The sequence below is a fragment of the Puribacter membranae genome (genome assembly GCF_055380425.1).
On sequence record NZ_AP040167.1, the window covers coordinates 1,158,265 to 1,180,064 of the forward strand.

Annotated in this window: 22 protein-coding genes; 3 read left to right on the plus strand and 19 right to left on the minus strand. The window is 52.2% G+C overall.

Features of this window, described 5'->3' with window-relative positions; translation table 11 throughout:
• Positions 1 to 4: 4 nt before the first annotated feature.
• The 11 genes from tmk to ACZ41M_RS05725 all read right to left on the minus strand — a co-directional run bounded on the left by tmk (position 5) and on the right by ACZ41M_RS05725 (position 12,633).
• Positions 5 to 661 carry a dTMP kinase gene (tmk, locus tag ACZ41M_RS05675; RefSeq protein ID WP_464732089.1) on the minus strand — a complete coding sequence of 219 codons (657 nt, stop codon included), beginning with the start codon at positions 659 to 661 and terminating at the stop codon, positions 5 to 7.
• Positions 662 to 663: 2 nt separating this feature from the next.
• Positions 664 to 1,677, minus strand: a complete 1,014-nt coding sequence (mltG, locus tag ACZ41M_RS05680) for an endolytic transglycosylase MltG (protein WP_464732088.1) — start codon at positions 1,675 to 1,677, stop codon at positions 664 to 666.
• A 103-nt stretch (positions 1,678 to 1,780) separates the two neighbouring features.
• Entirely contained in the window at positions 1,781 to 2,410 is a 630-nt protein-coding gene (locus ACZ41M_RS05685) for a glutathione S-transferase family protein (protein WP_464732087.1), read from the minus strand.
• Positions 2,411 to 2,443: 33 nt separating this feature from the next.
• Positions 2,444 to 3,628: an acetyl-CoA C-acetyltransferase gene (locus tag ACZ41M_RS05690; RefSeq protein WP_464732086.1), complete on the minus strand. Its 1,185-nt coding sequence runs from the start codon at positions 3,626 to 3,628 to the stop codon at positions 2,444 to 2,446.
• A gap of 7 nt (positions 3,629 to 3,635) precedes the next feature.
• Complete coding sequence (locus ACZ41M_RS05695; protein ID WP_464732085.1) at positions 3,636 to 5,111, minus strand: coniferyl aldehyde dehydrogenase; 1,476 nt, start codon at positions 5,109 to 5,111, stop codon at positions 3,636 to 3,638.
• Positions 5,112 to 5,136: 25 nt separating this feature from the next.
• On the minus strand, positions 5,137 to 5,910 hold the full coding sequence (locus ACZ41M_RS05700) for a TatD family hydrolase (RefSeq protein ID WP_464732084.1): 774 nt from the start codon (positions 5,908 to 5,910) through the stop codon (positions 5,137 to 5,139).
• Between the two features lie 139 nt (positions 5,911 to 6,049).
• Positions 6,050 to 7,483, minus strand: a complete 1,434-nt coding sequence (gene ppk2, locus ACZ41M_RS05705; RefSeq protein WP_464732083.1) for a polyphosphate kinase 2 — start codon at positions 7,481 to 7,483, stop codon at positions 6,050 to 6,052.
• A gap of 244 nt (positions 7,484 to 7,727) precedes the next feature.
• Complete coding sequence (locus tag ACZ41M_RS05710; protein ID WP_464732082.1) at positions 7,728 to 9,941, minus strand: UvrD-helicase domain-containing protein; 2,214 nt, start codon at positions 9,939 to 9,941, stop codon at positions 7,728 to 7,730.
• Between the two features lie 120 nt (positions 9,942 to 10,061).
• Entirely contained in the window at positions 10,062 to 11,375 is a 1,314-nt protein-coding gene (gene aptA, locus ACZ41M_RS05715; RefSeq protein ID WP_464732081.1) for an omega-aminotransferase AptA, read from the minus strand.
• A gap of 101 nt (positions 11,376 to 11,476) precedes the next feature.
• On the minus strand, positions 11,477 to 11,809 hold the full coding sequence (locus ACZ41M_RS05720; RefSeq protein WP_464732080.1) for an AzlD domain-containing protein: 333 nt from the start codon (positions 11,807 to 11,809) through the stop codon (positions 11,477 to 11,479).
• A complete protein-coding gene (locus ACZ41M_RS05725) occupies positions 11,809 to 12,633 on the minus strand; it encodes an AzlC family ABC transporter permease (RefSeq protein WP_464732079.1) in 825 nt (274 codons plus the stop codon). The genes ACZ41M_RS05720 and ACZ41M_RS05725 overlap by 1 nt, the downstream gene beginning before the upstream one ends.
• Before the next feature lie 268 nt (positions 12,634 to 12,901).
• Between ACZ41M_RS05725 and ACZ41M_RS05730 the strand changes: the two genes are divergently transcribed.
• Positions 12,902 to 13,378, plus strand: a complete 477-nt coding sequence (locus ACZ41M_RS05730; RefSeq protein ID WP_464732078.1) for an RcnB family protein — start codon at positions 12,902 to 12,904, stop codon at positions 13,376 to 13,378.
• A gap of 127 nt (positions 13,379 to 13,505) precedes the next feature.
• Here ACZ41M_RS05730 and ACZ41M_RS05735 read toward each other — a convergent pair whose 3' ends face one another.
• From ACZ41M_RS05735 to ACZ41M_RS05755, 5 genes are read right to left on the minus strand one after another with little or no spacing between them, the layout of a single operon-like run.
• Positions 13,506 to 13,943: a type IV pilin protein gene (locus tag ACZ41M_RS05735; protein WP_464732077.1), complete on the minus strand. Its 438-nt coding sequence runs from the start codon at positions 13,941 to 13,943 to the stop codon at positions 13,506 to 13,508.
• A gap of 10 nt (positions 13,944 to 13,953) precedes the next feature.
• Positions 13,954 to 14,535, minus strand: a complete 582-nt coding sequence (locus ACZ41M_RS05740) for a hypothetical protein (protein WP_464732076.1) — start codon at positions 14,533 to 14,535, stop codon at positions 13,954 to 13,956.
• Positions 14,532 to 15,257 (minus strand): prepilin-type N-terminal cleavage/methylation domain-containing protein, encoded by a 726-nt coding sequence (locus tag ACZ41M_RS05745; protein WP_464732075.1) that lies wholly within the window; start codon positions 15,255 to 15,257, stop codon positions 14,532 to 14,534. Before ACZ41M_RS05745 ends, ACZ41M_RS05740 begins: the two co-directional genes overlap by 4 nt.
• The gene (locus ACZ41M_RS05750) at positions 15,254 to 15,655 is read right to left on the minus strand and encodes a prepilin-type N-terminal cleavage/methylation domain-containing protein (RefSeq protein ID WP_464732074.1); all 402 of its coding nucleotides are present in this window, start codon (positions 15,653 to 15,655) and stop codon (positions 15,254 to 15,256) included. Before ACZ41M_RS05750 ends, ACZ41M_RS05745 begins: the two co-directional genes overlap by 4 nt.
• Positions 15,656 to 15,662: 7 nt before the next feature.
• Complete coding sequence (locus ACZ41M_RS05755) at positions 15,663 to 16,238, minus strand: GspH/FimT family pseudopilin (protein ID WP_464732073.1); 576 nt, start codon at positions 16,236 to 16,238, stop codon at positions 15,663 to 15,665.
• Positions 16,239 to 16,565: 327 nt separating this feature from the next.
• Between ACZ41M_RS05755 and gabT the strand changes: the two genes are divergently transcribed.
• Positions 16,566 to 17,840, plus strand: a complete 1,275-nt coding sequence (gene gabT, locus ACZ41M_RS05760; RefSeq protein WP_464732072.1) for a 4-aminobutyrate--2-oxoglutarate transaminase — start codon at positions 16,566 to 16,568, stop codon at positions 17,838 to 17,840.
• Between the two features lie 57 nt (positions 17,841 to 17,897).
• Positions 17,898 to 19,352, plus strand: coding sequence for an NADP-dependent succinate-semialdehyde dehydrogenase (gabD, locus tag ACZ41M_RS05765; protein WP_464732071.1), 1,455 nt, complete (start codon positions 17,898 to 17,900; stop codon positions 19,350 to 19,352).
• A 95-nt stretch (positions 19,353 to 19,447) separates the two neighbouring features.
• On the opposite strand, the gene ACZ41M_RS05770 is transcribed toward gabD, so the two are convergent.
• The 3 genes from ACZ41M_RS05770 to ACZ41M_RS05780 are packed head-to-tail and all read right to left on the minus strand — an operon-like array spanning position 19,448 to position 21,785.
• Positions 19,448 to 20,005 carry a DUF3841 domain-containing protein gene (locus ACZ41M_RS05770; RefSeq protein ID WP_464732070.1) on the minus strand — a complete coding sequence of 186 codons (558 nt, stop codon included), beginning with the start codon at positions 20,003 to 20,005 and terminating at the stop codon, positions 19,448 to 19,450.
• 15 nt (positions 20,006 to 20,020) lie between these two features.
• Positions 20,021 to 21,154 carry a M14 family metallopeptidase gene (locus ACZ41M_RS05775; protein ID WP_464732069.1) on the minus strand — a complete coding sequence of 378 codons (1,134 nt, stop codon included), beginning with the start codon at positions 21,152 to 21,154 and terminating at the stop codon, positions 20,021 to 20,023.
• 37 nt (positions 21,155 to 21,191) lie between these two features.
• Complete coding sequence (locus ACZ41M_RS05780; RefSeq protein ID WP_464732068.1) at positions 21,192 to 21,785, minus strand: NMCC_0638 family (lipo)protein; 594 nt, start codon at positions 21,783 to 21,785, stop codon at positions 21,192 to 21,194.
• Positions 21,786 to 21,800 lie beyond the last annotated feature (15 nt).

Sequence of the window (21,800 nt, forward strand, 5' to 3'; positions counted from 1 at the left end):
ATCGTTATTCAATCGTCAATTGTAATTGCGGTCGCGCCACAATCGCCGCGCGAATCTGCGCCTTCACCTCATCCAGCGAGCGCGTGCTGTCGATCACCGCCATGCGTTGCGGCGATTGCTCGGCGCGTTGTAGATATGCCTCGCGCGTGCATTTGAAAAATCCAAATGATTCTTGCTCAAATTTATCCAAAGCCTCTTGCGTCTGCGCCGCACGTTGGGTCAAGCGCGCACGCGCTACATCCAGCGGCACATCGAACAGCAGCGTAAAGTCCGGCTGCAAATCGCCCTGTACCCAACGCTCCAACTGCGTAATTTTATCAAACGCCACACCGCGTCCGCCGCCTTGATAGGCAAAGGTCGCGTCGGTAAAGCGATCCGAAATCACCACCTCACCCCGCGCCAACGCAGGCAAAATGACCTGTGCAATGTGTTCACGGCGCGCGGCGAACATCAGCAGGGTTTCGGTTTCCAAATCCATTTTCTCGTGCAGCAGCAACTCACGCAAACACTCGCCCAGCGGCGTACCGCCCGGCTCGCGGGTCAAGACGGTAGTGCGCTGTGCGGTGATTTGCTCGGCCAGCCACGCCATCGCAGTGGATTTGCCCGCACCATCCACGCCCTCAACGGTAATGAATAAACCCTTTTTGTTCGAATCGTTCATGCTTATTGTTTCAAAATATATTTGCGTACCGCCGCATTGTGGTCGGCCAAATTATTGGTGAACACGCTGCTGCCGTCCCCTTTGCCAACGAAAAACAGCACATCGCTGTCCGCCGGTAAAAACGCCGCGCTGATCGAGGCTTGGCTCGCGGTGGCAATCGGCGTTGGCGGTAGGCCGCGCCGTGTGTAGGTGTTGTACGGCGTGTCGGTGCGCATCATCACCGTGGTCAAATCGCCTTTGAATGCCTCGCCCACGCCGTAAATCACCGTCGGATCGGTTTGCAACGGCATGCCTTTTCGCATTCGATTGACGAACACCGCCGCGACCATTGGACGATCCGCATCCAAGCCCGTTTCCTTCTCAACGATGGATGCCATGATCAAGGCCTCATACGGCGTTTGGTAAGGCAAATTCGGCGAATGCTTTGGCCACAACTCGGCTATTTTTTTGTTCAACAGATCATGCGCGCGCTTGAGTACCGAGGTTTCCTTCTCGCCTTTGCGGTACAAATAAGTGTCGGGGAAAATCAGCCCCTCGATGCTTTTCGCATCCGCCGGTTCGGTAATGCCAACGGCCCTGACCAAATCCGCATCGGACAAATCCTGCGCATCGTGCTGCAAATCGGCTTTGGCAAACGCTTGCTTGATTTCACGCCACGTCACACCCTCGGCAATACGAATTTTGCGTTGGGTGATTTGCCCCTTGGACAGACGCGTGAGCAATTGGCTCAACGTCGCTTTGCTGTCAAACTCGTATTCACCGACTTTGTAATTACTCGAACGGCCGGTCAATGTGGCCAATAACTTCACCTGAAACGCACTGAGTTTGCCACCATTGGCCTGCGAAATTTTGGCCAATTGATCATAGGCCGATTGCGCAGCTTCACCACGCTCCAAATAAATGCTCTGCGGCTCGGCCATCGTTGGCGCGACGGGCGCAGACAGGCGCATGTTCGCCCAGATCGCAAAAATCAGCAGCAGTAAAGCCACGCCCAGCAAACGTTTGAACCATTTCATCAATCTATTTACCTCATTGTTGAATCGCCCGAAAAGGCGAATTTTTCATGTGACCGGCATCATTTTAAAGAACTTATCGCCCGCACATGATGTTTTTCGAGTTTTATTGCGACCCCTCTCCCTCCATGGCCTCATCGGGGTGCGACCAATTCGGCTGCTGTCGTATCGCCACCAGCCAACGCGCTATCTGCGGATAATCTGCCACATCCACATCAATTTGATCCAACCAAAACAAATACGCCGCGCAACTGATATCGGCAATCGAAAAGCCCGAAGGTAACAAATACTCTGACTTAGACAACGCACGGTCCAAGGTATCCAAATCCACCAAAACTCGCCGACGCAGATACGCCAAAACCTCTTGTGGCTGAGCTGACAGATGTGGCCAGAGCATAGCAAAACGCAGATTCGGTACGCTAAAGCCAACCCGATTTGCCTCCCAGGCCAAACACTCGACGATCGCCAACCAATCAGCCTGCGTTGTGCCACACAACTTCTGAGTTTTTTGCGCTAAATACTGCAAAATCGCGTTCGACTGACACAAAGTATACGCGTCATCGAGTAAAACCGGCACTTCGCCAAATTTGCTTGACTGCGCAAAAGATTCGCCGCGTTCAGTTGGGGGCAAAGACAAATCAACCCAACGATACTCATGCGCCGTCTGCGTGAGCAGTAAAAAAAGACGCACTTTGTAGGAGTGCCCCGAATCGGTACTGCCGAATAAAGTCACCATTGCTTGGCTCAATATTGCTCGTGCTTATATCGCTCAAACAGCCCGCTCAACCGTCAGCGCCACACCCATGCCACCGCCAATGCACAGGGAAGCCAAGCCTTTTTTCGCGTCGCGGCGTTGCATCTCATGCAGCAGCGAGACCAAAATGCGGCAGCCTGACGCGCCAATCGGATGACCGAGCGCAATCGCGCCGCCATTGACATTAATAATATCGGTGTTCCAGCCCATTTCCTGATTAACTGCGGCCGCTTGCGCGGCGAAGGCCTCATTGACCTCCATCAAATCTAAATCCGCCGCCGTCCAACCGGCTTTGTCCAAAGCTTTGCGCGAGGCGTACATCGGTCCCATGCCCATGATCGCGGGGTCAATCGCTGCACTGGCAAAAGCTGTGATCGTGGCCAACGGTGTCAAGCCGAGTTCTTTCGCTTTGTCCGCGCTCATCACCATCACCGCTGCCGCACCGTCGTTGATACCCGAGGCATTACCTGCCGTCACCGTGCCCGCTTTGTCAAACGCAGGACGCAGTCCGGCGAGGCTCTCGGCATTGGTTTTACGATTGATATATTCGTCGGTATCAAACACAATCGGGTCGCCTTTGCGCTGCGGAATGCTCACGGCGACGATTTCGTCTTTGAATTTACCGGCGTCCTGCGCGACGATGGCTTTTTGCTGTGACGCAAGGGCAAATGCGTCCTGCGCCTCGCGACTGATGCCGTATTTTTTCGCCACATTTTCAGCGGTAATGCCCATGTGGTAGTTATTGAACGCGTCCCACAAGCCGTCATTAATCATGGTATCGACCAAAGCGGCATTGCCCATGCGGAATCCGTCGCGCGAATTCGGCAATACATGCGCCGACGCGCTCATATTCTCCTGTCCACCGGCGATGATGATATCCGCATCACCGCAAGCGATGGCTTGCGCCGCGAGCATCACGGCTTTCAGCCCCGAGCCACACACTTTATTGATGGTCATGGCCGAAACGGTGTTCGGCAAACCGGCTTTAATCACGGCTTGGCGCGCGGGGTTTTGCCCAGCACCGGCGGTCAAAACTTGCCCCAAAATCACTTCGTCTATCGACTCCGGCGACACGCCCGTTTGCGCCATCAGCGCTTGAATCACCGTTGCGCCCAATTCCGGCGCAGAAACTTTGGCCAAAGAGCCACCAAATTTGCCGATGGCCGTGCGTTTGGCCGCGACAATGACAACTGATTTCATCTGTTCCTCACTTCATTAAAAAATTCATAATACGATCAAAAGTTTTGCCATACGGTGGCGCGAGCAAACTGGCCGCACTCCAACGCGCTTGGTAAAACACCGGCCGCAGTTTGCTAAAGGTCAAAAATCCTTCGTAACCATGATAATGCCCCATACCGCTCGCACCCACACCGCCAAACGGCATATCGGTCTGCGCGACGTGCAGCAGCGTGTCGTTCACACTCACACCACCGGAAATCACATGATTGAGCAAATAATCCCGCTTTTTGCCATCATGGGTGAAGGGGTAAAACGCCAGTGGACGCGGGCGCGAATTGATGTCCTTGACCACCGCCGACAGATCCGTGTAGGGAATCACCGGCAGAATCGGGCCGAAAATTTCGCGTGTCATCAATTCTATATCCATCGGCGGATTGATCAGCAAATGCGGCGCCATTTTGCGCGCGGACGCATCAAGCGCCTCGCCGTCAAACACAGGAATCACCCGCGTTCCAGCACTTTTCGCCTCATCCAGTGCCTGCGTCAAACGATCAAACGATTTGCCATCAATAATTGCGGTGTAATCCACGCTGTTCTTGCCCGTGTAGCGCTGTTGCACAATGGCGCGCGCGATTTGAATGAACTCTTCTACCTTGTGCGCGGGCACATACACATGATCGACCGTGACACAAATTTGCCCTGCGTTCAAACATTTGGCGTACATGATGCGTTCCACCGCCAGCTTGAAATCAAAGTCGTCCAAAATAATCGCTGGTGATTTTCCGCCCAGCTCCAACGTCACCGGACACAGGTTCCGCGCCGCAGCGGCCATCACCGCGCTGCCGGTTTGCCCCGAACCGGTGAAAATCAAATGATCAAACGGCTGCTTGGAAAACGCCTGCCCCGCACCCTCTTCGCCCTCAAAAAAGCACAGCTTTTCAGGCGGAAAATAATTCGCCAACTTATCCTGCAACAGCCGCGTGAGGTGACGCGAGTTCTCCGACATTTTCACCATCGCGCGATTGCCTGCGGCGAAAATCCCAATCAGCGGCCCCAAGGATAAAAACAGCGGGAAATTCCACGGCACGATCACGCCAACCACACCCAGCGGCTGGGCAATCACCCGATTTTTCGCGCCGAAAAAGCTTTTTAAATCGACCGTGCGCCGTTGCGGTTTCATCCATTGTTTCAAATGTTTTTTACTGTGGTGAATTTCATTGAGCGTCGGCAAAATTTCGGACAGCAGGGTTTCATGACGCGAGCGGTTGCCAAAGTCTTGGTTAATCGCGTCGCAAATGGCCTCTTTGTGCTCGCGTACAAACTGCGCCAAGCGATCCAGCTCAGCGATTCGCTCAGCATAGTCCGGCACAGGATGCGCTAAATACGCCGCGCGCTGCGCAGCCAAGGTCTGCGCCATGCGCTGCTCTATTTCCTGTGCGCTTATGTCCTGCGCGCTTATATCCTTCGTGATTGACTGAGCTAAATTCGTGTTTTCTGTATTCATGCTTATGTTTCTCCCGCTCAAACGATTATTTCAATAAGAAACACCGCTCAAAATTATCCGTGGTGATACGCCCAACATCCTCCAGACGCATGCCTTTCAAGTCGGCAATCGCCTGCGCCACATGACGTACATACGCCGGCTCGTTTTGTTTGCCTCGATATGGCATCGGCGCAAGGTACGGCGAATCGGTCTCAATCAGCAGTCGATCCATCGGCACATACGCAGCGGTTTCATGCACGACTTTGGCATTTTTAAAACTCACAATCCCCGAGAACGAAATATAAAACCCCATGTCCAAGGCTGCTTTCGCCATAGCCACATCCTCGGTAAAACAGTGCATCACACCACCAATTTCATCGGCTTTTTCTTCACGCATGATGGCAATGGTGTCATCCTTCGCATTGCGCGTGTGGATGATCAACGGTTTGCGCGTCTGTTTGGCCGCCGCGATGTGGGTGCGAAAACGCGCACGTTGCCAATCCAACGCATTGCCCTCGTTTTTCGTCCAGTAGTAATCCAAACCCGTTTCGCCCGTAGCGATCACCTTGGGATGTGCGAGCATAGCGATCAGCTCGTCATACGTCGGCTCATGCACGTCCGCGTAATCGGGATGCGTACCAACCGATCCATAAATATGCGGATGCGCTTCGATGATCGTCCGAATCCGCTCCCAATCCGAAATATCCACGCTGATCGCCAAGGCGCGCTCCACCTGATTGGCGCGCATATTCTCCAACAGCTTGGGCAAGTTGTTGTACAAATCTGGAAAATCAATATGGCAATGGCTGTCTACAAACAAGGTATGGCTCGCAAAAATAATGATTGAAGGTATGGTTTTCGTTGCGTCGATTATACAAGCGATTACCGAGCATCACATAAAAAAGAACGGTCATCCGAAAATGACCGCTCTTTAACACATCAAACGGATTTGTCAGGTTTTAATCAAACGTTTGCTCGCCGCGTCGTCCACTGTCCAACACGTGACTCATACCCGGACGGCTCACGATCAAGCTGTCCGGCGGCGCAACCACGCTGGTGTCTTTATTGGTGTATGGCAGCAGATGCAACACATGACGCATCGCGTTCAAACGTGCACGTTTTTTACAATCGGATTTGACCACGGTCCACGGCGCATCGGCGGTATCGGTGTGATAGAACATCGCTTCTTTGGCCACGGTGTATTGATCCCATTTATCCAATGAAGCCAAATCGACTGGCGACAATTTCCACTGTTTCAACGGATGGTGTTTGCGCTGCATGAATCGACGACGTTGTTCCACACGGCTGACCGAGAACCAGAATTTGATCAGAATGATGCCGCTGCGTACCAAGTTGCGCTCAAACTCCGGACATTGACGCATGAATTCGGAATATTCGGCATCGTTACAGAAGCCCATCACGCGTTCCACACCCGCACGGTTGTACCATGAGCGGTCAAACAAAACGATTTCACCGGCGCTTGGCAGGTTTTGGATATATCGTTGGAAGTACCATTGCGAACGTTCGCGGTCGGTTGGTTTTTCCAACGCAACCACACGCGCGCCACGCGGATTCAAATGTTCCATCATGCGCTTGATCGTACCGCCTTTACCGGCTGCGTCACGACCCTCGAAAATAATCACGACGCGTTGACCGGTTTCTTTGACCCAGTTTTGCAGTTTCAACAATTCGACTTGCAAACGGTATTTTTGTTCTTCATACGTTTCGCGTTGCATACGGTTTTTGTATGGGTACGCGCCTTCACGCCATTTGTCGGACAAGATGTCATCCGGATGGCCTTGTTCTTTCAACGCTTCTTTGCGCTCCGCCACCACTTGACCACGCAGGATGCGATACATCAGCGCTTTGTCATCAGACGACCATGTGTCCACAATGCTTTTCACCGCATTGTGCGCTACGGCTTTTTTGTTTTTCGCTGTGCTGTTGGCAACAGCGTGTTTCATCATATCAGACACGCCTTGCATTTGGCCGTGTGCACGACTTTGTTGGCGCTCATCCAACTCGAATTTCACTTGCTCTGGCAATGGCTTTTGTGCCGCCGGTTTGCGTGCTGTTCTGCTTGTCGCTGCTTTTGCAGCAGGCTTTGCCGCTGCAGCGCGCGTTGGTGTGCGAGTGGATGTGCGCGAAGTTGTGCTTGATGTCGCGCGGGCGGCTGGTTTTTTGGCCGCAGTGCTGCGTGCGCTGGCTGTTGTTTTCGCTGCGGCTTTTGCTGGGGTTTTTGCCGATGCTTTTGCTGCGGCGGTTGTTGCCGCTTTTGCTGCAGTCGTGGTACGCGCTACGCGACGGACTGGCTTGGGCAAAACCGCCGGATTGACATTTGCCTCTGTTGACGTTTGTGCTGCTGTATCGGATTTGTTGCTTTGAGTTGCCATCTATTTCTCCTAACAAACGATGAAAATTGAAACCTATACTGCGAATCATTATACGCCTAAGCATTGTGTATACGCAAAAAACATTGTGCAAAATGTGTATGGTTTTTCTGATGAATCAAACACATTGCATCAATATTGTTGAGCAACTGTTGCGCCCCAACAGGTATACAAACAGCAAACAAAAATCCAACGATTTAAACTCACCCACATCAATGACTTTGTCGCAAGCAACAAACCTCCGCGATTATTTGGTTTCCAGTTTGGCAATGTTCAAAGCCAAGCATTTGATGCCAACACCTGTTCCAAAGTTAATGTACGCGCGCGAATCTTCACCGCTGCCTTCGAGTTTAACAATCACACCATCACCAAATTTTGCATGACGCACCGACTGTCCCATGCGATAGCCGAGCGTGGTGTTTTCCTTCGCTTTGTACGAGCCGAACGATGGCGCGCTGTTCTCACGCTCAATCGCCGTTTGCTCCCATGCGCTGTATTGCGACACGCGCGGCGTGAGCCATTTCAAATGCTCTTCGGGCAATTCATCCAAAAAGCGCGACTGAATGCCGTAGCGCGTTTTACCGTGCAACATACGATTGCGCGCCAAGCTCATATACAATTTATTGCGCGCGCGCGTGATCGCGACGTACATCAAACGACGCTCTTCTTCCACGCCATCGCTGTCGCTCAAACTGTTCTCATGCGGGAATAACCCCTCCTCCAATCCGAGGATAAACACGCTGTGAAACTCCAAACCTTTGGCAGCGTGTACGGTCATCAACTGCACCGCATCCTGTCCTGCTTGCGCTTGATTATCGCCTGCTTCCAAAGCCGCATGACTGAGAAATCCGGCCAGCGGTGTGAGTATGCTCGCGTCTTCGTTCGCACTGCTGGCTGTCACGTCGGTGGCGTAACCCTCAATCTGTGTGAATGCGGCCGCAGCCGTGACCAATTCGTTCAAGTTATCCACGCGATCGGCGCCCTCTTTTTCCGCTTTGTAATGCGCAATCAAACCGCTGTGTACGATGATGTGATCGACCAATTCCGGCAGCGACAAATGTTGCGTATCAAAACGCATGCCATCAATCATGCGATTGAACGCGCTCAACTTCGCACCCGCCGCGCCACTCATGGATGATACCGCCGAGAACAGCGAACATTGATGCACACGCGCCAAATCCTGCAACTGCTCTAAAGTGCGTGAGCCGATGCCACGCGCCGGAAAATTCACCACGCGCGAGAATGACGTGTCATCGTGCGGATTATCAATCAGTCGCAAATACGCCAGCGCGTGTTTGATTTCAGCGCGCTCAAAAAAGCGCAAACCGCCGTACACGCGATACGGAATTCCCGCATTGAACAGCGCGTGTTCGATCAAGCGCGATTGTGCATTCGCCCGATACAGCACAGCGATTTCGCTGCGCGTAATGCCGTTGGCAATCTGCGCCAAAATTTCATCCACCACAAACGCCGACTCGGTGAAATCCGATTCCGCTTCGTACACGCGCACCGCTTCGCCATGCCCGCGGTCGGTCCACAACTCTTTGCCCAAACGATTGCTGTTGCCACGGATCAGTGCATTGGCCGCGCCCAAAATATGGCCGTAGGAACGGTAATTTTGCTCCAGTTTAATCACATTGCCCTGCGCAAATTCCTGCTCGAACAAACGCATATTTTCCACGCGCGCGCCGCGAAACGCATAGATGGATTGGTCGTCGTCACCCACCGCCATCACGGCGGTATTTTTTCCGGTTAATAGTTTGAGCCATGCGTATTGCAAAGCATTGGTATCCTGAAATTCATCAACCAAAATGTGTGAAAAGCGGTTTTGATAATGCGTGCGCAGCGCTTCGTTATGGTTCAAAACTTCATACGAGCGCAACAACAATTCAGGAAAATCAACCACGCCTTCGCGCTGGCATTGCGCTTCATACGCTGCGAAAATTTCCTGCATCCGGCGTTGAAACGGATCGCTCGGCTCGATGTCGTGCGCGCGCAGACCTTCCTCTTTCGAGCCGTTGATGAAGTATTGCACTTGTTTGGGCGGATAACGCTCGGTGTCAATATTCATGCTTTTGAGCAGCCGTTTGATCGCCGAGAGTTGATCCTGCGTATCGAGAATTTGGAAGGTGGCGGGCAAATTCGCATCGCGGTAGTGCGCGCGTAAAAAGCGATTGCACAGTCCATGAAACGTGCCGACCCACATGTGTCGCGTATTGATCGGGATCAATGAGGACAAGCGCGTGGTCATTTCCTTCGCCGCTTTGTTCGTGAACGTCACCGCCAAAATCGACGCGGGTGACGCTTGACCGGTTTGCATCAGCCACGCCATGCGCGTGGTCAGCACCCGCGTTTTACCCGAGCCTGCTCCCGCAAGGATAAGCGCGGATTGATGCGGCAGCGTGACCGCTTCGAGTTGAGTGGGGTTAAGCGAGGAGAGGTTTTGTTCTAATACGGTCATTGTGTGCAACTTCGTTGAAATTCATTAAGGTTGCATTCTACCGTGTTTCCTTCCTGCTCATAAAGAATTGGGGCTGCACAAGCAGCCCCAATTAACCCTCGATATACGGTACGCGCTGATTTACGCCACCGTATCCAATACCCGAATAATCGTATCGAAAATCTCGCTGATTTGCGCTTCGTTGATAATCAGCGGCGGTGAAATCGCAATGATGTCGCCGGTCACGCGAATCAATACGCCTGCCTCATAACATTTGACAAAGGTTTCGTATGCACGCGCACCGACTTGCCCATCGCGGGTATGCAGCTCGATACCTCCGACCAAGCCGAGATTACGCACGTCTTTAACGTGTTTGTGACTGTCCAGTTTGTGAATTTCGTTTTCAAAATGGGGCGTGAGCTGCGCCGCACGCTCAAACAATTGTTCATCCTGATATACGTCCAGCGTCGCGCATGCCGCCGCCGCTGCGATTGGATGACCGGTGTAGGTGTAGCCGTGGAAAAACTCGATCGCGGTAGCGGGTGCACCATTGACCACGGTGTCGTAAATTTCGTTTTTGCACACCACCGCGCCCATCGGCACCGCGCCGTTGTTCAAGCCTTTGGCCATGGTCATGATGTCCGGCGTAACATTGAAATACTGCGCGGCAAACGGCGCGCCGAGGCGACCAAAACCGGTAATCACTTCATCAAAAATCAACAGCAAACCGTGCTTGTCGCAAATCGCACGCAGTTTTTCCAGATAGCCTTTCGGTGGAATCAATACGCCGGTGGAGCCCGCCATCGGCTCGACAATCACACCCGCGATGGTGGAGGCGTCGTGCAGCGCAACGAGGTTTTCCAGAGCATCGGCCAGATGTGCGCCCCACTCGGGCTGCCCGCGGCTGAACGCCGCATGTTCGATGCTCAACGTATGCGGCAGATGATCCACGCCCGGAATGATATTGGCAGAGAAATGTTTGCGGTTGTTACCAATCCCGCCCACCGAAATACCGCCAAAGCCCACACCGTGGTAGCCACGTTCACGCCCAATGAATTTCGTGCGCTGCGCTTCGCCTTTCGCACGATGATAGGTCAATGCCATTTTCAGCGCTGTGTCTACCGCTTCGGAACCCGAGTTGGTGAAAAACACTTTGTCCATGCCTTCCGGTGTGATTTGCGCCAACTTGGTCGCGGCTTCAAATACCTTCGGATGTCCCATTTGAAACATCGGCGCGTAGTCCAATTCCTGTGCCGTTTCACAAATCGCCTGAACGATCGGTGCGCGGCCATGACCGGCATTCACACACCACAGTCCCGCCGTACCGTCTAAAATCGCACGCCCATCGTCCGAGGTGTAGTGCATGTCTTTGGCTGACACCAGCACGCGCGGAGCGGCTTTATACTGTTTATTCGCAGTGAACGGCATCCACAGATGCTCGGTATTGATACTCATGGCTGCTCCTTGAAATAATAGAATTTATAGCAATAGTCAACGCATCATACCCGAAAATTGGTTCAAAAATAGATACACTTTTTCAAGCAAACACACACCATTTAGGCGTACAAACGCAGCATCGTAAATAATCCCATACTCACCAACAGCGCCAAAATAAAGCTGTTGCGCCAGGCAAATACCGCCACCGCGACGATTCCGGCCAGTAACTCAGGATTGTGCCACGTCAAATTCACCTGCCCTTGGTGCATCAAAATATCCGGCGCAATGACGGCCATGATCGCCACAGTGGGCGCGTAGCGCAGGGCGCGCTGAATGCCGCGCGAGAACTCAAAACGACTGGGTGTGAGTAGAAAAAAACTGCGCGTTACCACCGTCACCGCGCACAGCCCAATGATCGCTGTCAGCAACCATGCATGTTGTCCCCAGCTCATCAGGTATCCTCCAAAGTTTCGCGCTCGTGAATACGCTTCGGCCATGCCTTCGGCCACAATTTCGGCCCGACGACTTCGGCAAACATGGCCACCGCCACACCAACCACAATCGCACAAAAAACCCATAACTTATTCGGCAGACCATGCAAAAACACAGCCGTTAATGACGATGCCACGCATCCGGCCAGCGCAGGCCAGTTATCCACCATTTTCACAATCAAAATCAGCAAGGTCAACGAGGCCACCAAAGCCAAACCCCAATCGCTCGGCACAAAACTGGCCAGCACCACGCCCAGCAGCACACCGATTTGCCACGCCACAAAATTCGCCAGACCCAAGCCTATGAAAATCGCCTTTTGCTGCACATCCGCGCCAGTAACCGCATTCGCAGGACCATGCTTAAAACGATTCAGAAAAATCATCAGCGGCACATCACCGGTCAAAAAACCATACAGCAGGCGAAAACGCAGAGGCAAGGCGCGGAAAAACGGCTTGGTCGTACCGCTAAACACCACAAAACGCAGATTTACAATAAACGCCGTCAAAAAGATCAAAGGCAAACTCGCGCCGAGCACCAACATCGAGAGCACCGCCAACTGCGCCGAACCCGCGTACACCAGCCAATTGATCAGCACCACATAGCCCGCAGGCAATCCCGCCGCCACCATCGCCACCGCTGTCACAATCGCCCAAACCAGCATCGCCGGCACGGTGGGCAACAGCAAGGTAAAGCCCTCGCGCAGCCACGCCTTCGCCTGAGCACGCTCTGCTTCACTCTCGGTACTCTGCTCATATAAATTAAAAAACCGCAACAGCGCATCCATGCCTATCCTTTCACCATGCGCCACATTATATCTGAGCGCTCCAACGCAAAACTATCGCTCAAAAATTAAACTGTATCGCGCCAACGCACAATACAGCCGCCATTGCCGTGCATTCGTAACGCGCATTTGTGACGCCATCAGGCCATAAGAACCATGTACAGAAATGTAAAGAGACCAATCATCGTCAACGGATCGGCAGACGACTCATTAGAGAAATACGTAGAACACATCAAGCGCAAGTTTACGCTTCACACACAGGAGGAAACATATGAAGGTGTCAATAACAACCAAAGCCCTATTGCTCTCACTCTCATTGATCGGTATCAACGCCCAAGCCCACAACCTAAACTGGGGCAACAACCCCAGTTGGTCAATGAGTGGACAGAACGGACAGCAGCGTGCCCATCCATACAGCGCACCGCAAAATCGACCGGATGCACAATGGCAGGCGCAACACAGCCGCCAAGCGCAAAAATACGGACACGATCAGCGCTATGGCTACAAAAAACCGAAAAATCCGTACAACAACGGTATCAACAGCCCGAACCACAAGTTTTATCGCGGTGGCCAACTGCCTGCGCAATATCGCGGTGATCGAGGGCAACGCTACGTCATTGTCAATTGGCACGACCATCGCGGCCTATACGCACCACCGGTCGGTATGCGCTGGAATTACATTGACGGCCGCTACATCCTCGCGACCATCGCCACGGGAATTATCTACAACATCATTTATGGTAGCTAATAGATTATCTTGATGATTGTTTATCAATGATTTGGGTGCGTATCACGCACCCATTTTTCCACCAAGCAAAGAAAGTCAAACCCAAACTGCAAAGCCTAAGACTGGCAGTCACACCATCGCCACAAGGCTATTGCCAACACGCAACGGAATTGCCCTCGCTCGCCGTTCGCTTATCCTGTTGATCAATACTGAGTGTGCCGCAACTCATATCACCACCGTCATTTGCTATGGGCGTCGCCTTCAACTCGTACACCGTCGGCACCGTTACAGTGCTGCTGATGACGTAGCCTTTGATGGTTTGATCGGCAATTCTCAAATACTGCCCCGATTGCAGACGATTACGCTCCATGGTTTGTTGCAAAGCGTACAATTGCGCCACCGCCGCGCGCCGATTCGACTCCTGCACATGGCGATTGTAGCGCCCCACCGAAACCGTCGCCAAAATGCCGATCAGGGCGATCACTAACAACAATTCCAACAAGGTAAAGCCGGACTGATTCGCCCCCTTCGTTTGCCCCACCTGCCAGCGGCTGTTTTTAAAACCCTTTTGATTGATCTGATTCATCACACACCTGTTATAAACGTTGACGCGCAGTGCTGATTGAGCCGGGGCCATATTGCGCATTGAGCAGTGTTTTGAGCTGTCCATCATCTTGCAACGATTTGACCGAGCGTGCGGCGCACACTTGCTCCGCCGGACACGCTGGATAGCGCCACTCACTGACTTCCAAAACCATTTGACCATTGACCTGCACGCGCGATGTCACGCGAATATGCGGCGTCCATGCATCAGCACTGTTCTTCGGTAGTTGATACCATTCAAACAGGCAATTGTCGCTACCCCAACGCGAATCGCTTGTTCTGGCAAGAGCGGTTTTACCCTCAAACCCTGCCAATGCGTCCGCCTTCGGGACGGTACTCTCAATGCCTGTACGCATACGCACTACGCAAGCATCATGCGCCACGGCAGACGCCGCGTTTTGATCGAGTACCTCCAGCCGATCGGCCATCTGCCGCACCGCACCGCGCTGCGATTGAATCAGTGCAACCGACGCCGCAGCCAGCACGACCAATAGAATCAACACGGTCAACAGCGCTACGCCGCTTTGTCGTTCACTCCGAGCCGAAGGTTGAGTCAAATGATGCGACGCGCTCATTTCGCTGACTCCTGAGGAACGGCGGCCAATGGTATGGTTTGCGGCCGCACCAACACATCCAATTCGGTGGTTCTATAAGCTTTTGCAATGGACAGTTCAATATCATTGGAACAACTTTTGGCTTGACTGCCACCCGCCACTTGATCCGCTTTATCCATTTGGGTGGTTAGGCAAATACGAAGCAATTGACCTTTACCCTCATCTTGACCAAGCATCCATGAATGACTATGAACATTATTTAATAGAGCAAATGTATCCGTGTCCGTACCACCATTGCCACTGCATGCCAACTCACCACTGGTGCGAACACGGTAGATATTTTCAACCAGCCCCCAATTATTCGTTTTCTTAACCTCATGCCCCACGCAGTCATAAATAGCACCAGAGGCATATTGCCAATATTGAATAATCAACTCATCGCCTTTGCACTCATTGATGGTGCATTTTTGGACTGTAACGGGCTTTGCCAGCGCCGCACTTGGATGCGCAGCCACAGGTGTAAAACCAGCTCGTGCAACGTCACGCTGAATATTGCCCATAACGATGAATGCCTGTGAGGTTTGATCTTGTTGCTGAGTCAAATGTTCCTGATCCGAGGTCACGCCCGCGACATAACGCTGCACCGCGACCACGATCACCAAGGTCAGCGCCAAAGCGATTAATAGCTCAATCAGCGTGAAACCGGACTGACGCGGATGCGACGAATGGTGCCGTTCCATCATTTCACCTTCACCTGAATACAACTATTTCCCGCGCCAGCGACACAGCCGCCGCGCTGAACAACGGTGCGTTCATTCCAAGCTTGCCATTGCAGACCCACTTCACGACCCGTATCAATGATTTGCGCCGAACCTAAACCCGCAGTATTTGCCTGAGCGATTAAATCCGACTTATCGACCTCACTAAGAGAATGATTGAGTTGACTTCGCTGCTGCGCATTGAAAACAACCCAATACGCCCGTTGCAGCTCATCATTGGCCGCCGTATCCTGCAAATTGCGTGTGTGCAAACCCATTACACCTGCGACCGCCACTGCCAAAATCAAGGCAGCAATCAGCACCTCAAACAGGCTAAAGCCTTGTTGCATCGGCTGGCTGGGTAATGGCTTTAATTGAATCATAATGAAGTTATTGGCCCGAAGCCGGAGAAATGATCGTTTTGGGCAATGTTAAGCTACTATTCGACTGACTATTCGCGGTTTGAATCCGTCCATCTGCGGCAATGGATATTATTTTCGATATTTGATTCGTACTATTCTGCACAAGCACGGAACCATTATAGCCATTGGCCCCACCTCGTTCGTTAAAAACAAACCTGTCACGACTCCCAGAGTCAATCGTCAATCCATCGGCTAAGGGCTGACTGCGCGCCAAAATGACCCCGCCTGCGGTTTTCACCACCCATGCTTGCCAACCTTGCGCATTACCGTTACAAGCCGGCGACACTGCATTTAACTGATCGGGGGTTACTGGACAGATTTCCACCTTGGTCTGATGAGCTTGCGCATACGTTCGCGCTAACTCGATATGATCACGTAACTGCAATGCCGCTTGATCCACTGCCCGACGCGCCATGAGTCGTTGATAATTCGGCATCGCCATAGAAGCCAAAATCGCGATCACAGCGATGACCAATAGCAATTCGAGCAGAGTAAATCCGCCGGAGCGACGCGAATTGCGGAGTGGATGGGCATGGAGATTCAATTGGGTTCAAAACACTAAAAAGAAAATTGCATTAAACATGTGACAATAAACCGTGCGCATCATACCAGAGTTCAAAATCGGCTGGTAATTCTTTACACACCACTGTTTATAAGGCTTTTAGCCTAAAACACTGTTCACTTGGTCAAAAATAGCACCATTTTCAGCATACTTGACCAGAAACTATCAAAATCCCCTCATTTCCTAAATATTTATGTGCATAATTCATATTAACGATCAGAACAAGCCAACGCCTTCTGAACCGACGAGACAATAGTATTTCAAATACTATATTACCCATGCAAAACCATTTATTTAAAAGGATTGACGATGAATAATGCTGACTTACTCGCTCGCAAAAATGCTGCTACCCCACGCGGTGTGGGTGTGATGTGTGAATTTTACGCTGAGCGTGCCGAAAACGCCGAAATCTGGGACGTTGAAGGCAAACGCTACATCGACTTTGGCGGCGGCATTGCCGTGGTCAATACCGGTCATCGCCATCCTAAGCAAATCGCCGCGATTGCCGAGCAACTGAATCATTTCACCCACACCTGCTATCAGGTCGTGCCATACGAATCCTACGTTCGCTTGGCCGAACGCGTGAACGAAGCCGCGCCGATCAAGGCTGCGACCAAAGCCACCTTCTTCACCACCGGTGCAGAAGCCGTGGAAAACTCGATCAAAATTGCGCGTGCCTACACAGGCCGCTCCGGCGTGATTGCCTTTTCCGGCGGTTTTCATGGTCGCACCATGATGGGTTTGGCCTTGACGGGTAAAGTCGTGCCGTACAAAGCAGGCTTTGGCCCGTTCCCTGCCGAAGTATTCCACGCACCCTATCCGGTGGAATTGCACGGCGTGAGCGCGCAAGACTCCTTGGACGCCATTACGCATATTTTCAAATCCGACATTGACCCGGCACGCGTGGCCGCGATCATCCTCGAACCGGTTCAGGGCGAAGGCGGTTTCTACGCAGCACCAGCCGAATTCATGCGCGGTTTGCGCAAAATCTGTGACGAACACGGTATTTTACTGATCGCCGACGAAGTACAAACCGGCTTTGGCCGCACCGGTACACTGTTTGCCATGGAGCACTACGACGTAGAGCCGGATTTGGTCACCTTTGCGAAAAGCTTGGCCGGCGGTATGCCGCTGTCCGGCGTGGTGGGTCGCGCTGAAATCATGGATGCGCCTGCCCCAGGCGGTTTGGGTGGCACCTATGCCGGTAACGCACTGGCCATTGCCTCTGCACACGCGGTCATGGACATCATCGAATCCGAAAACCTATGCGAACGCGCGAATCAATTGGGCGACAAAATCAAAGCCTTCTTGACCGCCCTGCGTCCGCAAGTGCCTCAAATCTCCGACGTGCGCGGTCCGGGCGCCATGAACGCGGTTGAATTCATTGATCCGGCGACCGGCAAACCAAGCCCTGAATTCACGCAAAAAGTGCGTTTAGCCGCATTGAAACGCGGGTTGCTATTGCTCTCATGCGGCACCTATGCCAACGTGATTCGCTTCCTCTACCCATTGACCACTCCGGATGCTGTATTTGACGAAGGCTTGGCGATTTTGAAGGACGCACTGCTCGAAGCAGCACAGTAATTTTCTACGCAGGGGCGCAAGATATGCGCCCCGCGTCACAAACACCAAGGATACAATATGCTCAAACTCAAAGACCCTTCATTATTCAAACAACAATGCTACCTCAACGGCGAATGGGTATCCGGCACGGACACCACCGAAGTGACCAATCCGGCCACCGGCGAAGTCATCGGCCATGTGCCGAAACTCGGTCAAGCTGAAGCAGCCAAAGCCATCGCTGATGCCAACGCCGCATGGCCCGCATGGCGCAAAAAAACCGCGAAAGAGCGCGCAACCATACTGAAAAAGTGGTTCGACCTGATGATCGCCAATGCCGATGACCTCGCATTGATCATGACCAGCGAGCAAGGCAAACCACTGGCCGAAGCCAAAGGCGAGATCATGTACGCCGCCAGCTTCATCGAATGGTTCGCCGAAGAAGGCAAACGCATCTACGGCGACACCATCCCGACACACGCAGGGGACAAACGCATCATGGTCACCAAAGAGCCGATCGGCGTATGCGTGGCGATCACCCCATGGAATTTCCCATCCGCCATGATCACGCGCAAAGCAGGCCCTGCGCTCGCAGCCGGCTGTCCGATGATCGTGCGTCCTGCCGACTTGACCCCATTCTCCGCACTCGCATTGGCCGAATTGGCACAGCGCGCGGGTATTCCGGGCGGCGTATTCCAAGTCATCACCGGCCGCTCCACCCTCATCGGTGCGGAATTCACGACCAACCCAACCGTGCGCAAACTCTCATTCACCGGCTCCACCGAAGTGGGCCGCAAGCTGATCGAACAATGCGCGCCAACGGTGAAAAAAGTATCGATGGAACTGGGCGGCAACGCACCGTTCATCGTATTTAATGACGCCGATCTGGACGCAGCAGTCGAAGGCGCCATCGCCTCCAAATACCGCAATGCCGGTCAAACCTGTGTCTGCGCGAACCGCCTGTATGTACAAAGCGGCGTTTATGACGCATTCGCGCAAAAGCTCGCCGATGCCGTAGGACAACTGCACGTCGGTAACGGCGTAGATGCAGGCGTCACCACCGGTCCAATGATTGACGAGAAGGCCGTGGAAAAAGTCGAAGAGCACATCGCCGATGCCGTCGCCAAAGGCGCAAGCATCAAGATGGGCGGCAAACGCCACTCACTTGGTCACTCATTCTTCGAGCCAACCATTCTCACCAACGTCACACAGGACATGGCTGTCGCAAAAGAAGAAACCTTTGGCCCACTGGCACCACTGTTCAAATTCGAGAGTGAAGATGAAGTCATCGGCTATGCCAACGACACCGAATTCGGCCTCGCCTCGTATTTCTACAGCCGCGATATTGGCCGTATTTTCCGCGTATCCGAAGCACTCGAATACGGCATGGTCGGCGTTAACACCGGTCTGATTTCCAACGAAATCGCACCGTTCGGCGGTGTGAAGCAATCCGGCCTCGGCCGTGAAGGTTCCAAATACGGCATCGAAGACTACCTCGTCATCAAATACACCTGTTTGGCGGGCTTGGATAAATAAATCCCTCACTGAAATTTAAAATCCGCACAAAAAAATAGGCAAATGAAAATTTGCCTATTTTGTATTTCATTGTCCGATGACTTCGAGCCTTAACCTTAACGCGCTTTGAAATAATCAACTTTTTGCACACTCGCCAAAGGAACTTCCCAAACCACCCCTTGTACCGACCAAGTGGATGGGTCTGGGATCAGGGATAAATCAAAAATTCGTTGCCAGCTCTGCTCTTTGATCTGTGCCAACTGCGCTGCACTCAGCTGACCGCTCTCTGCCAATTGTTCAAACCACTCATAATCTGCATCATCCAATGCATGGTAATGATCATTCAGCACTGCGTGCCAAGCATCAAAATTACTCAACAATACGCTTTCTGGTGGCAAATCCAACTCAAGCCGAACCCCCAAAGTCCCACGTGGCAGCATCGTGCCGCAGCGCAAATCAGGGCGAGCACGGGCTGTACCCGCCCAATAACGCCACACCCAAACGGGATAGCGCACATCCTGCGACGGAACCCCGACCCGAGTGCTTAACTGCTTGCTCATCCAATCATAAGCTCGGCAAAAATCCGGATCACTCAACGCTGCATTTGTGCGCAAAATCCCTTCACGCTGCAAAATGCCCCACTCATCCACCGTTCGAATGGTCCACAGTTTCATACAGCGCACACGACTTTACAGCGCCTCGCGCATTTGATAAATAACCGTTAATAGACTCCCACCCAGCTGTGCGGAGCGCTCCCCATTCCAACCCACACTTGGCACCGGCGTATCCGCGGTGTCTTTGAACGGCATTTCGATGGTAAAGGCCACACAATCAAACTGGCTGCCCACCCAATTGCTTGCCAATTTCAGCAAATCCTCATCACCAAAAGTCTTATCGGTATAGCCGTGCACCGTCTGGAAATCCGGTGTGATCGCCTGCCAAGTCGATTTGAACTGATTTTGTAGCTGCTCTTGTTTTTTAGAAAAGCTGCTGTTGTACTCACAGCCCGCGACAAACACATGCGGAATTTCCTCATCCCCATGAATATCGAAAAAGGCATCTACACCCGTTTGCAGCATTTTCTCTCGCACCCAATACACCTCTGGGCTGAGTTCCAATGTCGGCGTGAGCCATTCACGATTCAAGTTCGCGCCTTTTGCATTGGTACGCAGATTACCGCGCACACTGCCGTCGGGATTCATATTCGGCACAATGTAAAATACAAATTGCTTGAGCAATTCACGGCTCACGCCATGCTGCACATCCAACAATGCATCCAAAACCCCTTCGACAAACCACTCAGCCATGCTCTCACCCGGATGCTGACGCGCGGTGATCCAAATATTTTTTTTGCCCTGAGCGGGTTGGCCCACACGAACCAAATCCAAAGTGTGACCGTCGGGCGTAATGCCCAGACACTCAACTGAAACCGCATCCGAATAGGTCATCGCGCGGCCAATCAACGCCTGATGTTGTTCCCAACTGTATGGCTCAAAATACGCCACCCACATCACATCGTGCTCGGGCGTATGTTTCATGGTCAGCACCTGCCCATCGCAAGCGGTATCAATGCGGAACCAATACGCGCGATCATAGCTCGCCACCGCCTGATAGCCTGTCCAAGCCTTCGGATAGGCACTCTGCCCGACGTTTTCAATACGCATCACGCACGCTTCGCCCTTCACACCCGAAAGGCGAAAATGAAACCACTGCATGAATTCGGATGCATTGTCGGGTTTTAAATTTAAGCGAATATTGTCGGGCGTTTCGGCCTGAATCACATCAATCGAACCCGAGTCAAATTGGCTGGAGATATACAACATATGAAAACCTTATAAAAAATACTCAATCAAATCAATATCAGTCAGTAATGAGTGCCGCAGAGCCAAGTACTTGGAATTGCGCTGCGTCTGATCGCGCCGTTGATAAGGTAAACAACATTTTTAGAGTCGCATTTGGCAGAGACCACTGATAAGCAACCATTTTGATAGCACCATTCGGTACTGTATTCATTTCTTCATTCACTCTCTGTTTAACCATGAATGGAGCTGGCGCTTGTGCAACCATTTTTAGAAATTGCTGTTGTGCTACGACGCTATCCGCCTTTAGTCCATAAACAGCACAGAAATGGGTTTTTTCCGGAATCGCCAATACAAATGTACCGTACATATCTGGAACCGGCCAAGCATCACCAGCACGTCCTTGTAAAAATTTTTTGGCTTTTTCTGGCGGCAGTTTAGGCAACGGTGCTAATTTTCGACGTAACACATCTAATTCAGTCAGATGTTTTACGCAAGTAGAAACATAGATATTGATAAAAGAATGGGCTTGGCATTGTGCCAATTTATCTGCGGAAGAATTATTTGCCGAGACGCCTTCGCAATTAATATCCTCGGCAAAAGCGGATTGCGCAAGGAGAGAAATCACTCCACCCATGATTATTTTCTTCCACATAGTCAATCCCTTTAC

Coding starts and splice junctions, on each gene's coding strand:
- ppk2 (WP_464732083.1), bottom strand. CDS start 7,483: ATGGCAACTCAAAGCAACAAATCCGATACAGCAGCACAAACGTCAACA.
- ACZ41M_RS05780 (WP_464732068.1), bottom strand. CDS start 21,785: ATGTGGAAGAAAATAATCATGGGTGGAGTGATTTCTCTCCTTGCGCAA.
- ACZ41M_RS05735 (WP_464732077.1), bottom strand. CDS start 13,943: ATGAATCAGATCAATCAAAAGGGTTTTAAAAACAGCCGCTGGCAGGTG.
- aptA (WP_464732081.1), bottom strand. CDS start 11,375: ATGAGTATCAATACCGAGCATCTGTGGATGCCGTTCACTGCGAATAAA.
- ACZ41M_RS05730 (WP_464732078.1), top strand. CDS start 12,902: ATGAAGGTGTCAATAACAACCAAAGCCCTATTGCTCTCACTCTCATTG.
- mltG (WP_464732088.1), bottom strand. CDS start 1,677: ATGAAATGGTTCAAACGTTTGCTGGGCGTGGCTTTACTGCTGCTGATT.
- gabT (WP_464732072.1), top strand. CDS start 16,566: ATGAATAATGCTGACTTACTCGCTCGCAAAAATGCTGCTACCCCACGC.
- ACZ41M_RS05770 (WP_464732070.1), bottom strand. CDS start 20,005: ATGAAACTGTGGACCATTCGAACGGTGGATGAGTGGGGCATTTTGCAG.
- ACZ41M_RS05695 (WP_464732085.1), bottom strand. CDS start 5,111: ATGAATACAGAAAACACGAATTTAGCTCAGTCAATCACGAAGGATATA.
- ACZ41M_RS05740 (WP_464732076.1), bottom strand. CDS start 14,535: ATGAGCGCGTCGCATCATTTGACTCAACCTTCGGCTCGGAGTGAACGA.
- tmk (WP_464732089.1), bottom strand. CDS start 661: ATGAACGATTCGAACAAAAAGGGTTTATTCATTACCGTTGAGGGCGTG.
- ACZ41M_RS05725 (WP_464732079.1), bottom strand. CDS start 12,633: ATGGATGCGCTGTTGCGGTTTTTTAATTTATATGAGCAGAGTACCGAG.
- ACZ41M_RS05690 (WP_464732086.1), bottom strand. CDS start 3,628: ATGAAATCAGTTGTCATTGTCGCGGCCAAACGCACGGCCATCGGCAAA.
- ACZ41M_RS05750 (WP_464732074.1), bottom strand. CDS start 15,655: ATGATTCAATTAAAGCCATTACCCAGCCAGCCGATGCAACAAGGCTTT.
- ACZ41M_RS05775 (WP_464732069.1), bottom strand. CDS start 21,154: ATGTTGTATATCTCCAGCCAATTTGACTCGGGTTCGATTGATGTGATT.
- ACZ41M_RS05710 (WP_464732082.1), bottom strand. CDS start 9,941: ATGACCGTATTAGAACAAAACCTCTCCTCGCTTAACCCCACTCAACTC.
- ACZ41M_RS05720 (WP_464732080.1), bottom strand. CDS start 11,809: ATGAGCTGGGGACAACATGCATGGTTGCTGACAGCGATCATTGGGCTG.
- gabD (WP_464732071.1), top strand. CDS start 17,898: ATGCTCAAACTCAAAGACCCTTCATTATTCAAACAACAATGCTACCTC.
- ACZ41M_RS05745 (WP_464732075.1), bottom strand. CDS start 15,257: ATGATGGAACGGCACCATTCGTCGCATCCGCGTCAGTCCGGTTTCACG.
- ACZ41M_RS05685 (WP_464732087.1), bottom strand. CDS start 2,410: ATGGTGACTTTATTCGGCAGTACCGATTCGGGGCACTCCTACAAAGTG.